Genomic DNA, 12,739 nt, shown 5'->3' with positions numbered 1-12,739 from the left:
TTGGCTGACAACACTCTTGGCCTAAAGCTTCATCAGGGTTCTTGTTCCATGCCCTTTCATTCGCTTTCCTGAGTATTTTTTGTGATGTATGTCGATGTTCTCTTAAATACAAGGGGTAGGTCTTTGCCTAATCGATTTTGGTTTGAAAACGATGGATATTTACTTGGGATTGCCAATCATGAATTCGCCTACAGAACATTCGACCTTGCCGGATATGCCGGAAACCTGTTCAAATAATTCACTGCTCCCAAAACTCAACCCGCATGGTGCGAGCCCGAGAGCTGTAGCAACAAGATAAAGTTGCTGATAAATCGATCCTGCATCTTTTAGGATCAGTGCATAGGCAAGACCGGTTTCAGAATGAAGGTTTGCATTCCTTTCGTAGCGCGTGGCCATTACGATCAAGACATCAGGCTGCTGACCTTGACTAGGTGATACTGAAGCCGCTTGAGGTGCTCGGCATGTTGTATTCACTGCCATCTCCAGCATGCTTTGGCATGGTTTGTTGAGATCGCTCATCTTCCCGAGCGTGTGATCAAAAGAGTCGTAATGATAAAAGCCAGGGCTAATGCCGATGCACTGTTTAATGCATAGATAAAGCTCAATGGAATGGAGGCCTCCAGCACTTGCGACAGGTCTCAGTAGGCCTTCGTAGGATCGCGGTAAGGTTGGATCGCAAGTGATCTCTTCTCGGGTATGCATTGAATACCAGAGCAGACTTCCTAATCCTTTAGCCGTCACAGGTTCGGAGTTGTAGGCGCGTATGGTTTGCCGTGTTTGAATGATCTGGTAGAAATTTGAGTTTTGATTGTTGATCGATGGTTTGGGTAGTGACACTGTGCTGAGAATGATTCTTTGATGCTTAGCTGGTGCAGACTTTCTGTCGATTGCTCTTGGCAACAACTCTTCTTTATGTCGATCAACAAAATGGCCGCGCGTACGCTCATGGAAGCTCAGGTCTTGCCTATTCCAGCCAGCATTGATGGCGTCTTGATCGATCTCTGCGTTGTTATTGGCGTTGCAGATTCCGACCGCGCCAGATGATAGTAAGAGTGAAATGATGTTTCGATATTGAATGCATAGATCTTCAGGTAGGAAGGCCCTTATGCTTTCTGTTGTGCAAGGCGATACGAGCTTCTGGATCAGTGGGTAAAGCCGATGATCTTGCAGGCGTAATGTTGTAGGTGACAACGGTGTTGTGATATCAAGTCCGTCTAGGCAGGGCTCAATGCTTGCAAATATTGAGAGTTTGAATTCTTTTTGAGCTTCTGGATAGGCTTGTTGTTTGAGTCCGGGATTGATCGGTAGGAGGCGCATGGCAATGCCATTGCATCCATCGATTTCGTGAATCAGTAATCCGTTCTTGTAGAGCGTCTTGAGTTGGATCTCTGGTTCTGAATCCGTAGTTTTGCGTTCTGTTCCTTCTGGCACTGCTAAATATTGATGGCTTTCTACTCCTGCTTGAGAAAGCTCTTTGAGAAGTTTTTTTATGGGCACCTTTACTTCTTTGAGGCGCAATGTCTGCCGACTGGGATCTGATCGTGTGGCATAAGGGGTTGTGATAATAATGTCGTTGCCATCTGCGCTGATGTCTACTCCTTCTCGAAATAAGTATCTAGGCATGTCTGTGACCTTTTGACCTTGATTTGAAGCCTTCTGCTGGAATCTATACCTTAGAAGCTATGAGTTAGAGGCTATTTGTTTCGGATCTCTTTGTCTGCTCGATGGGAACCTTGCATTGATTCCTGAAGCTAGTTTTCGTTCAGCAAGAAGCAGGTCTTGATCAGCGCAAGCAGGCCATGGGATGACGAGGTGGCACATCCAGTGCTTTGGCAACGCCTGGATGACAAACAGAGCCCTGCACCGTATTGAGACCAGAAAGCAATTCAGGCCGTTCTGTGACCGCTTCCTCCAGGCCCCGTCCTGCGATGCCAACGATGTAGGGCAAGGTCACACTGACGAGGGCTTCGGTAGAGGTGAACGGCACGGCGCCAGGCATGTTGCCTACGGCGTAATGCTGAACACCGTGGATGGTCACGGTGGGGTTGGTATGCGTTGTCTCGCGGCTGGTGGCGATGCAGCCGCCTTGATCGATGGCGACATCAACGATCGCTGAACCTGGCTTCATCCCTTTCACCATGGCTTCATCCACGAGGGTTGGTGCCCTGCCTCCAGGGGTTAAAACGGCTCCAATTAGAAGATCAGCGGTGGGTATCAGTCTCTCGAGGAGTCCGCGGCTGCTCACAACGCTCATCAGGCGTCCGCTCCGATAGGCCTCCAGGCTGCGCAATCGTTCGGGAGAGCGATCCAGCAGCATCACTTCCGCATCCATGGCAGCCACAAGACGCGCCGCATTCCAACCCACGGTGCCTGCACCCAAAACCACAACGCGGGCTGGCTGCACACCAGTGCAACCTCCAATCAGTACCCCTCGGCCTCCTTGCGGGCGCTCGAGTAATCGTGCCCCGACTTGTGCTGCAAGCCTCCCAGCGATTTCGCTCATTGGCGCCAGCAGTGGCAGGGTTCCGTTTTCCAGTTGCACTGTTTCGTAGGCAACGCCCGTGGTGCCAGCTGCGAGAAGGGCTTCCCCAACCTCTGGGTAAGCCGCTAAGTGCAGGTAGGTGAACAGCACCATGTCATCACGCAAAAAGCGGAACTCTTCAGGCTGTGGTTCCTTCACCTTCACGACCAAGTGAGCGCCCCAAGCTTGTTCTTGATCCACGATCTCAGCGCCTGCAGCGGCGAAGGCCTCGTCATCAATTCCTGCGCCGGAACCGGCACCGCTCTGGATCCGTACCTCCAGTCCATGGGTCACGAGCTCTTTGACGGCATCTGGTGTGAGCGCGACGCGTTGCTCATCCACCTTGATTTCTGTGGGGACTCCGATGGTGGCCATTGGAGCCGTCAGTACAGATTGGGCCATGGCTGCCGAAGACGATCCTTCAATCTGACCCTGGTCAGCTGGATTGGCCACTGGTCTAAGCGTCTTGAAATCAGCGGGCGGCGATTGGGAGTCTCCAACCGGTCCCAAAGGCCTGTCGGCTTACTTTCAAGACAGGAGGAGCTTGGCGGCGTTTGAATTCTGCGCGTCGAAAGAGTTGCTCAATCCGTTTCACGTCAGCCGGGTGATGCCCAGCTGCGATCAATTGAGCGCCAGAGCTGTGCTTTTCGATCAGGTCATTCAGAAGTGGGTCGAGCGTTGCGTAGTCGGGAAGGGAGTCACTGTCCTGTTGATCAGGACGTAGCTCCGCGCTAGGCGGTTTGTTCAGGATCTCCGGTCCGATCAAGTTGTTGTGCTCTGGAAGTCCAAGCTCTTTGCGACAGGCCATGGCATCAGGGCTGTCTAACCAGCGGCAGAGGGAAAACACCGTTGATTTGTAAAGATCACCGATCACCGCCAGCCCTCCATTCATGTCGCCGTAAAGGGTGCAGTACCCCACGGCAAGTTCTGATTTGTTGCCCGTCGAGAGCAAGAGCTGCCCTTGCTGATTGGCAACGGCCATGAGCAAGGTGCCGCGAATGCGCGACTGCAGATTTTCCGCCGTAACGCCCGATGGGGCTTGATCCAGTGCTGGGGTAAGGGTGGCCTCAAAGCCCTGCATCAAGTCTTGAATTGGCACTGTTGTGGTGGAAATTCCTAAGCGTTTTGCAAGTGCTTCTGCATCATCAATGGACCCAATGGAGCTCCAGGGAGAGGGCATCAGTAACGCCTGCACGCGGTCTGCTCCGAGTGCTGCTGCCGCAATCACGGCCACAAGCGCTGAGTCGATGCCGCCACTAAGACCCAGAAGGGCGCGATGAAAACCACATTTATCGGCGTAGTCACGCACGCCGAGCACAAGGGCTTGGAACAGTCGCTCGAGATCTGTGCTTTCCGAGGAGTCCATCGTGCCTGCTGTTGCTGCAGCACTCCTGTCGGTACTGTCCCAGCAGGCGATGGCTTCACGGCAGGTAGGAAGTTGCAACTCCACCTCACCGGTGGCTGCCATCACGAAACTGCCGCCATCGAACACCAACTCGTCGTTGCCGCCGACTTGGTTCACATAAATCACGGGGCAATTAAGACGGTTGGCGGCGCGGGCGGCCAGCTGATGGCGGATCGATGCTTTGGTTCTGCCGAAGGGGGACGCGGAGAGGTTCAACAACACATCCACTTTCTCTGGGATGAGGTTGGCGATCGGATCCGGTCCCACCAGGCGTTGGGCTTGAAGTGCGTCCTCAACCCAGAGGTCTTCGCAGATGGTGAGCCCTAGACGCCAATCCTGTCCTTCGGCTTCAAAGCTCAGAACACTCGGTTGATTAGCAGGTCTGAAATACCGCGATTCATCAAAGACGTCGTAGGTAGGTAAGAGCTGTTTGCGGGCTACAACGCGCCAACCCTTTGCTTCCACCAGGGCAGCCGCATTGAAGAGTCGTGGGTGTTGCTGGTCTGGGGCAGGCTCAACCACCCCTACCAGCAGGGCCGTTTGCGGCAGGGCATGGCTGAGTCCCTGTTGCAGCAGATTGAGGGCCTCGTTTTGCTGCTGAAGATGCTCAGGACTTAACAGCAGGTCTCGAGGTGGATAGCCCCAAAGGGATAGTTCCGGGCTCACCACTAAGGCGGGGGGGGTGCCCTGCGCCTGATGGCTGAGTTTGAGGCAAGCCTCTAGGAGCCGTTTGGCGTTCCCGGACAGATCGCCCACCAGAGGATTGGTCTGGGCCAGGGCGATGCGCATGGCAGTTCAGAAGGGAGCGTCTTGGAGTCCGTAAAGATTGTGCTCCAAGAGGAGGGGCCAGAGCGGTTTTGGGATTTGATCCGCGGCACTCGTCTTGCGAATGCTTGAGCTGGCTGTTTCCGGAATCTGCAAGGGAAGGATGGTGATCTGTGCGCCGAGATGGCGGAGTCGATCGAGGTATTCGGGCTCCAGCGGCCAACCCTTTCGCGGCACGACTCCCAGCCGGCAGCGCTTGAGCCAAAGCTCGCTTTGCTTCCAATGGGGGATCTGAGTGGCCAGATCACTGCCCACAACAAAGCAGAGCTCGTCATCGGGCCACAGACGTGCTGCTCGTTCAAGTGTGGTGATGGTGTACGGGCTGCTGAGCGTTTGGTCAATGCTCACCCGAGGGTTGTCGATGGCCATGACCAAGGCCTGGAGTAGCTCGCTGCGGAGCTCTAGGCAGGCATCGTGGCGTTTCATTGGGTTGTCGCTAGCCCAAGTCGCGACACGTTGAAAGTGATTCAAAAGGCCCTCGAGGAGAGCCTGATGCCCGAGCGTTGGTGGATCGGCGCTGGTGCCTAGCAGGGCGATGGTTGCGGTCATGGCAAGAGCCCGTCGCGCCGGGGCCGGTTTGGCGGCTGTGGCCACTCTGCAAGCAGGCGTTGCATGTTGGTATCGCTGCGGATAAGACTTCGCATGAGGGTCGTCGGGGCTGGATTGCTCCGCCGCCCTCGACCGCGTTGATCGACCAGCCAGCGTGCTGTGAGCCGGCCAGTCCTTCGCGTTGTGTGCACAGCGAGAGCCGCCTGGGCGACGGCGACGGGAGCCGCTGGACCAAGGCTTAAGCCTCCAGAAAAGGGGGCGGCGATGAGCAACAGCTGTCGAAGTCCCGAGAGCGCCAGCTGAAGTCCCAGTTGGACGCCTCCCAACATGGCGTTATGCCCCGATAGTCGTTGCATGAGCCGTCGTGCTGCTGGTCCTCCCATCGGCAGGTCATAGAGCTTGCAGAGCTGCACCACTAGGGCGGTATCGCAGGCCAAGCCCCCGGCCAGATCGAGTAACACCAGAGGATTGGCCGCAACCCCTGTGGCCTTGAGAGCGGCGTAGCGGCCGATGAGGCCTTGCGCATCTTGTCGTCGGCGCTCCAGTCGCCCTTGCTCCATTTGTTGTTGGAGCCGTTCTGCTTGGCGGAGCGCATTTAAGGCCAAGAGGGCTTGGCCTTGCTCTCGCAGCAGATTGGTCACAGCAGTGCGTAGCGGGTTCACGACCGCTGGTTGGCGTTCGCTGCGAACCTTGCCATCGGATCGTTGGCAGGCTTTGCGAGGGGCTGCTGAAACGGCAATCGGTTGAGGAATCTTTGCGCGATGGTTGCGATAACACCGCTCCTGGATCCTTTGGCTGATGCTTAGCCGGAGGCTGTCGAGTTGCTCTGGGGGACAACAATCACTGCGGTTAAGCACGGGAAGGACCGGTTTACCACTGCTCATCAACGTCTCCAAGGCATCGAGCTCAACCCTGCTGATGTCGGCATCCAACACAAGCAGCACAAGATCGGACTGCAGGGCCACCCGCGCTGCCAGTCGCGCACGCGCCGCTGCTGCCACCTCATCGATTCCTGGCGTGTCGACGAGTTCGATCGTGTTCAGACCGGGAATGGAGATCGTCCAAGGCAACGCCTTTTGCTGTCTGGTGCAGCCGTGAGCTACATCAGTGGCCAGGAGCTCTTGGCCGATCAGGGCATTAACGAGGCTTGATTTCCCCACTCCCACGCGGCCGAACACTGCGACGCGCAGGTTGCGATTCGACAAGCGGTCCAATTGCAGGTCCAAGCTCCTGAGCGAACCCGCCAACACGGTTTGTTCTCGGCGATTGAGCTGGAGCTGAGATCGCCAGGTTTGCAGCAGTGAGAGGCACCGCTCCGTGGTGGATGGAGGCGAGGACGCCGTCATGACGACCCATTGGCTCCAGCTGACTTGCGCCACCAGCCAGCGAGCACGGCTAGAACCGCATCAGGGCCAATGACACCAACAAACCCTCCGAATTCATCCACCACAACCCGGACCCCGCTGTTGTCGCGCCGGAAGGCTGTTAGCAGTCGATCGGCACGAATCATTTCAGGCACAAATTCGACGGGCTCGCTTAGATCTGCTGGGGTGAGTTGACCTTGATTTTGGACGAGTGCCGCCAGCAATCGATCCCGACTTGCGACACCCAAAACCTTGTCCACGGCATCACCTAGGACCACCCACCATTGGGCCTCGTTTTCAAGGAGGGCGGCCCTCAATTGCGTCAATGTGCTCGCGCCATCCAGGCTCGGAGCAGTAACCCTTGGTGTCATCAAATCCCTCGCGGTGAGGTCGTTGAGCTGAAACACCTTGGCGATCATTGCCGCTTCATCCGCTTCGATTTGGCCGGTTTGGGATCCCATCCGTGCCAGCATTCGAATCTCCTCTTCGTCGGTGTTGAGTTCGCTTTCCTGAGTAATGGCAGGCAGCAGTCTCTCCAGCAGAAGGACGAGTGGACGCATCAGAACGCCAAGCAGGTGCAAGACCGGTGCACTAGCGAGGGAGACAGGCAGCGCCAGTCGGGTGCCGATCGCCTTGGGGAGGATCTCCCCCAAAAGAATCACCAGCACGGTGAGACCAATGGAGAAGAGGGGGAGAGCCACAGCGCTGATCCCCATGTCTTCGACCAGCCAAGCGGCGTAGCCACCGAGCATCAAACTGCCGAAAATATTGAAGCCGTTATTCGCAATCACCAGCACCGACAGGGTTCGGCCGAGTCGCTGACGGAGTTGGGCCAATCTCCGCGCACCGGCAACTGGTTTGGATTGACCCGCGAGTTCGAGAACGCGAACAGGGTTGACGGAGAGCAGAGCCGCCTCAACGCCAGAACACAAGGCGGATCCGGTGAGGACCACGACCACCAGCAGAATCAGAATCAGCAGGTCGTGAGTCATGCCTAGATGCTTTCCCTGCCATCCTGACGTTTATCTGGTGCACTGTCTCCGTCGTGGTTCATAGTTCGCTCCCAATTGATGCTCAGGGTTACGCAGAGCGACGTCAGCGCTTCATGGCCCATCTTGGCGGTGCGGCTGCTGTGATCCCAGCGGCAACCTTGGTGACACACCATGCCGACTGTGAGTGGCCCTTTCGTCAGAACAGCGACTTTTGGTATCTCACAGGGTTTGATGAGCCGGATGCCGTCGCTCTGTTTTTGCCGCACAGACCGAAGGGAGAGCAATACGTGTTGTTTGTGAACCCACGCGAGCCAGCGGCCGAGGTTTGGACAGGACGGCGGTGGGGCACGGAAGGTGCTGTTGAGAAGTTCGGTGCAGATGTGGCCCATCCACGTTCTGAATTGGCCACACATCTGCGTGGCTACCTGAAAGATGCTGAGGGCATTGCCTTCCGCACCGGACATCACCCGGCGGTCGAGTCTGTGGTGCTTGAGGTTTGGTCTGAACAGTTGGATCGCGCCTCGCGACGGGGAGCAGCGGCGCTTGGTTTGGTCGCGCCCTGCCCGGTGTTGCATGAACTTCGCTTGCGCAAAGATCCGGCGGAGCTCGATCGGATGCGTGAAGCGTGTCGCATCTCAGCCGAGGCCCATGAGTTGGCGCGTGCCGCTGTGAAGCCGGGGATGAGTGAGCGGCAGGTGCAGGCCCTCATCGAGTTTCACTTTCTCGATCAAGGGACCCGGGGCCCGGCCTATGGCTCAATCGTTGCAGGAGGTGATAACGCTTGCGTCTTGCATTACATCGATAATCAAGACCTTCTCAAGGACGGTGATTTGCTGCTGATTGACGCCGGTTGCTCAATCGGTGATTACTACAACGGTGATATCACCCGCACCTTTCCAGTGAATGGCAGCTTCAGTGGAGAACAGCGAGCTCTCTATGAACTTGTTCTGAGTGCTCAGGAGTCGGCCATTGCCACCGTCAGGCCTGGAGGCACTGCGGAGGAGGTGCATCAAACCGCGTTACGACGGCTTGTCGATGGTTTGCTGGATCTCGGGCTTTTGGCTGGAGAAGCCGATGGAATCATCGAGCAGGGTGCCTATCGCCATCTTTATATGCACCGCACCGGGCATTGGCTTGGTTTGGATGTGCACGATGTTGGCGCCTACAGACTTGGTGAGCACCACGTGGAGCTTGATCCAGGCATGGTGCTCACAGTGGAACCTGGTCTGTATGTCAGCGACCGGCTATCGGTTCCGGATGGTCAGCCTGAAATCGATGAACGCTGGAAAGGAATTGGTATTCGCATTGAAGATGATGTGGCCGTTCTCAAGGATGGCTACGAGGTCTTAACGGCTACGGCTTTGAAGGACGTTGCCTCGATGGAGCGTTGAAGACGTTCAGCTCACCACTTGCAGGGAGATCCAGACCAAATCGACGGACAAGATCATCAGGACCATCGCTCTAAGAAGCAAGGGCCAGTCTTTGCGGATCAAATTTGATTGGGATCCCAGTTGAGTGCCGCCTTGGTATCGCTGAAGATCACCTCTGCTCCTGCGGCTCGTAAGTTCTTTTCGTAGTGCGCTCGCGCCACAGATTGCCCTGGGCTCTGTAGGTGGGGCGGAACCACAGCCAAGCTCATCCAACGTTGCTGTGGGACCTGCTCCCGGGCACGCATCACTGTGTTGACGTCCGCCACGGTGTCACCGAGATAGGCAATCAGTGGTGCATCGGAACCGAGGCTGTAACCCAGAAGAGTGCTTGCCAGCCTGATCAGTCCTTCGGGATCGGGTTTGTCTGGTGCATCCCCCATCGCAATCAGGGGAGGGTTCTGCAAGCCGAGACGTTGCTCGAGAAGAAAGCGCGCGGACGGTGGCTCTGCACCGCTTACAAACCCCCAAAGGATGTCTCGATTCGTCAGGTCTGCAAAAAAGTTTGGATCAACGAGGAGGGGTTCATCGCAAATGAAACCATCCCAAGCGAAGGGATCTCCCTCTGGATCGGATCCGAAGTAAAAACGGCTGAAAACATCGATCAGATCAGCGCGACTTGGCAGGGCAGCTGAATTTGAGGAACGGGCGGTTGGGGGATCGGTCAGAGAGTGCCGACGGAGAAGTTCAAGGCTCGCGTCCCAGTCATTGTTCCAGCGTCCCTCTCCTTTCAATGCATCAACGGTCTCGTGACCAGGCTCCCACCCGCAGTAGTGATGCACGGTGGCCTGGAGAGCACGGCGATAACTGCCTGCTACATCCCGAATGACGCCATCAATGTCAAAAAGCAGGATTGCTTGTGGCTTTGATCCTGAGGATTGCAGGGGGATTTGGCGTCAGCAACTGGTAAGTTAGTTCTTTGTCCTTCATCCTTGAGCCCTGACACCATGACGGTTTCCGAAGGCGCTGCCGTCGACCAGGAGGTCGCAACAGAGGCAGCAGCAGCTGATGTAGCACCCAAGGTCGACGCAACACCCGCGGGTGATGCCGCTGCCAAGGGTGAAGATGCAACGCCAAAGGTTGAAGTCTCTGAGCAGCAGCAAGAGCCAAAAGAAGGCCGCCCAGTGATGCGCGGCGGCAGTGCCGCACTGGCTTCTGCCACCATCGATGCGGATGGAGTCCCCTCTGGCTACACCCCAAAAGCCGATGAGGGACGCTTCTTGCTGAAGATCCTTTGGCTTCCTGACAACGTGGCTTTGGCCGTTGATCAGATTGTTGGCGGTGGCCCAAGTCCTCTCACGGCCTATTTCTTCTGGCCTCGTGAAGATGCTTGGGAGACCCTCAAGGGAGAGTTAGAAGGCAAAAGTTGGATTACTGATAACGAGCGTGTTGAAGTCTTGAATAAGGCCACTGAAGTCATTAACTATTGGCAGGAAGAAGGCAAAGGCAAGAGCCTTGATGACGCGAAGCTCAAGTTCCCTGACGTTACTTTCTGCGGTACCGCCTGATCGATCGAAGGTTTTCGTTGTTCATTGATCAAGTTTTTAGCCCCGTTTCGACGGGGCTTTTTAATGCTTTTGAGGATGTTCTTTTGAGGATCTTGCACGTTGCAGTTGAGGTTGTTCAGCTTCGGAAGCAAAATTCAATCCATAAAAAAGCACCCTTACAGGGTGCTTGCTTGAAATCGATTGTTGCCATTTACGACCTAGGTTGATTTGCTTGCCTGAGCACGAGCCCTTGCACGCTCGAAAAGCTGCTGTGCTTTCACTTTTTCAGGAGTAGAAGGCTGACCCTCTAGCTTGGTGACGGCAGTGCGAGCAGCTGAAAGATCGTTTTCAGCGGATGTGGAATCAATATTGACGCCGAGTTCAGCTGAATTCACCAAAACGGTGACGTCATCGGATTCGATCTCTGCGAAGCCACCCATCAAGGCAATGGATTGCCAATCGCTATTGGTACGCACTCTGAGAACCCCAACGTCTAGCGCAGCAAGCAGAGAGACGTGACCTGGAAGAATGCCGACTTGGCCGGTTGTGCTGGGGAGGATTACCTCATCGGCCGAGCCATCGAACACACTCTGGTCTGGTGCCAGAACGCGGAGGGTGAGTGACATGAAAAGAAGGCTGCGGAGAATGGGAAAGCGAATTGCTGGTCATGATCGGAGCGCAAGCGCTCCGAAAATAATCAGTTGGCTTCAGCCGCGATCTTCTCGGCTTTGGCTTTGACTTCGTCGATATTACCGACCAGATAGAAAGACTGCTCTGGAAGGCTGTCAAGTTCACCGGCGAGGATTTGATTGAAGCCACTGATGGTCTCCTCAAGCTTCACATACTTGCCAGGCATGCCGGTGAAAATTTGAGCTACGAAGAAGGGCTGAGAGAGGAACTTCTCGATTTTGCGAGCACGATCCACTGTTTGGCGATCATCTTCAGACAGTTCATCCAAGCCAAGAATGGCAATGATGTCCTGAAGTTCTTTGTAACGCTGAAGCGTTGATTGAACAGCACGGGCTGTGCGGTAATGCTCGTCGCCAACCACGGCTGGCTGAAGCATGGTGCTCGTTGAATCGAGTGGATCCACGGCGGGGTAGATGCCCTTGGAAGCCAGTGCACGGTTCAACACCGTTGTGGCGTCGAGGTGAGCAAAGGTCGTCGCTGGAGCTGGGTCAGTTAGGTCGTCAGCAGGGACATAAACGGCCTGAATCGATGTGATCGACCCTTCCAGTGTGGAGGCAACTCTTTCTTGGAGAGTTCCCACGTCAGTACCAAGAGTGGGTTGATAGCCCACAGCTGAAGGCATACGACCCAACAGAGCGGAAACCTCAGATCCCGCTTGAACGAATCGGAAAATGTTGTCGACAAACAGAAGCACGTCCTGCTTGTTGACGTCGCGGAAGTGCTCAGCCATGGTCAGAGCGGAAAGCCCCACGCGCATACGTGCACCAGGAGGCTCATTCATCTGGCCGTAGCAGAGGGCCACTTTTGACTTTGAGAGATCGTCAGCGTTGATCACGCCGGATTCCTTGAATTCTTCGTAGAGGTCGTTTCCTTCACGCGTGCGCTCGCCCAAACCGCCGAACACAGACACACCACCATGCTCTTTAGCGATGTTGTTAATCAGCTCCTGAATCAACACCGTTTTGCCGACTCCAGCACCGCCGAAGAGGCCGATCTTTCCTCCTTCGCGATAAGGGGCTAGGAGATCGATCACTTTGATTCCGGTCTCAAACACCTTGGGCTTGGTTTCAAGCTCAGTGAGTTTTGGAGCTTCTCGGTGAATAGGAGAAGTGACGTTTGTTGTGACAGGACCTTGCTCGTCAACTGGTTCACCGAGCACGTTGAAAATCCGACCCAAGGTGGCTTCGCCAACTGGGACCGAAATTGGTGAGCCTGTATCCAAGGCTTCCATTCCACGAACCAAGCCGTCGGTGCCACTCATGGCCACCGCACGGACTCTGTGATCACCAAGCAATTGCTGGACTTCCGCTGTTAGGCCAATCGATTCTCCAGCAGGATTTTTGCCTTCGATTCGCAATGCGTTCAGAATTTTTGGAAGTTTGCCGGCTGGAAATTCCACGTCCAGAACCGGTCCGATTACTTGACGGACAACGCCCTTGGAACCGGTAGAGGCAGGAGCAGCAGCGGCCATAAGTAAGG

At 55.6% G+C, this 12,739-nt stretch carries 11 protein-coding genes; 2 read left to right on the top strand and 9 right to left on the bottom strand.

Annotation, left to right across the window (positions count from 1 at the left end; genetic code table 11):
* Nucleotides 1-159: 159 nt before the first annotated feature.
* From SynPROS91_RS09435 to SynPROS91_RS09410, 6 genes are all read right to left on the bottom strand, one after another.
* The gene (locus SynPROS91_RS09435) at nt 160-1,623 is read right to left on the bottom strand and encodes a SagB family peptide dehydrogenase (RefSeq protein WP_186516281.1); all 1,464 of its coding nucleotides are present in this window, start codon (nt 1,621-1,623) and stop codon (nt 160-162) included.
* Nucleotides 1,624-1,783: 160 nt separating this feature from the next.
* Nucleotides 1,784-2,923: an alanine dehydrogenase gene (gene ald / locus SynPROS91_RS09430; RefSeq protein WP_186516271.1), complete on the bottom strand. Its 1,140-nt coding sequence runs from the start codon at nt 2,921-2,923 to the stop codon at nt 1,784-1,786.
* 70 nt (nt 2,924-2,993) lie between these two features.
* Nucleotides 2,994-4,715 carry an NAD+ synthase gene (locus SynPROS91_RS09425; RefSeq protein WP_186516269.1) on the bottom strand — a complete coding sequence of 574 codons (1,722 nt, stop codon included), beginning with the start codon at nt 4,713-4,715 and terminating at the stop codon, nt 2,994-2,996.
* Between the two features lie 6 nt (nt 4,716-4,721).
* Nucleotides 4,722-5,300, bottom strand: coding sequence for a nicotinate-nucleotide adenylyltransferase (locus SynPROS91_RS09420; RefSeq protein ID WP_186516267.1), 579 nt, complete (start codon nt 5,298-5,300; stop codon nt 4,722-4,724).
* A complete protein-coding gene (locus tag SynPROS91_RS09415; RefSeq protein ID WP_186516265.1) occupies nt 5,297-6,646 on the bottom strand; it encodes a GTP-binding protein in 1,350 nt (449 codons plus the stop codon). Before SynPROS91_RS09415 ends, SynPROS91_RS09420 begins: the two co-directional genes overlap by 4 nt.
* Complete coding sequence (locus tag SynPROS91_RS09410; protein WP_186516263.1) at nt 6,643-7,656, bottom strand: CNNM domain-containing protein; 1,014 nt, start codon at nt 7,654-7,656, stop codon at nt 6,643-6,645. The genes SynPROS91_RS09415 and SynPROS91_RS09410 overlap by 4 nt, the downstream gene beginning before the upstream one ends.
* 53 nt (nt 7,657-7,709) lie before the next feature.
* Between SynPROS91_RS09410 and SynPROS91_RS09405 the strand changes: the two genes are divergently transcribed.
* Nucleotides 7,710-9,047, top strand: coding sequence for an aminopeptidase P N-terminal domain-containing protein (locus SynPROS91_RS09405; protein WP_186516253.1), 1,338 nt, complete (start codon nt 7,710-7,712; stop codon nt 9,045-9,047).
* A gap of 98 nt (nt 9,048-9,145) precedes the next feature.
* Here SynPROS91_RS09405 and SynPROS91_RS09400 read toward each other — a convergent pair whose 3' ends face one another.
* A complete protein-coding gene (locus SynPROS91_RS09400; protein WP_370586803.1) occupies nt 9,146-9,934 on the bottom strand; it encodes a TIGR01548 family HAD-type hydrolase in 789 nt (262 codons plus the stop codon).
* A 96-nt stretch (nt 9,935-10,030) separates the two neighbouring features.
* Between SynPROS91_RS09400 and SynPROS91_RS09395 the strand changes: the two genes are divergently transcribed.
* A complete protein-coding gene (locus tag SynPROS91_RS09395; RefSeq protein ID WP_186516247.1) occupies nt 10,031-10,591 on the top strand; it encodes a 30S ribosomal protein PSRP-3 in 561 nt (186 codons plus the stop codon).
* 197 nt (nt 10,592-10,788) lie between these two features.
* Here SynPROS91_RS09395 and atpC read toward each other — a convergent pair whose 3' ends face one another.
* Both atpC and atpD read right to left on the bottom strand, forming a co-directional pair.
* The gene (gene atpC / locus SynPROS91_RS09390) at nt 10,789-11,196 is read right to left on the bottom strand and encodes an ATP synthase F1 subunit epsilon (protein ID WP_186516244.1); all 408 of its coding nucleotides are present in this window, start codon (nt 11,194-11,196) and stop codon (nt 10,789-10,791) included.
* Nucleotides 11,197-11,267: 71 nt separating this feature from the next.
* Nucleotides 11,268-12,731 carry a F0F1 ATP synthase subunit beta gene (gene atpD, locus SynPROS91_RS09385; RefSeq protein ID WP_186516242.1) on the bottom strand — a complete coding sequence of 488 codons (1,464 nt, stop codon included), beginning with the start codon at nt 12,729-12,731 and terminating at the stop codon, nt 11,268-11,270.
* Between the last annotated feature and the right edge of the window lie 8 nt (nt 12,732-12,739).

Source organism: Synechococcus sp. PROS-9-1 (genome assembly GCF_014279775.1).
GTDB lineage: Bacteria > Cyanobacteriota > Cyanobacteriia > PCC-6307 > Cyanobiaceae > Synechococcus_C.
This window is presented reverse-complemented; position numbering and strand designations above follow the sequence as displayed.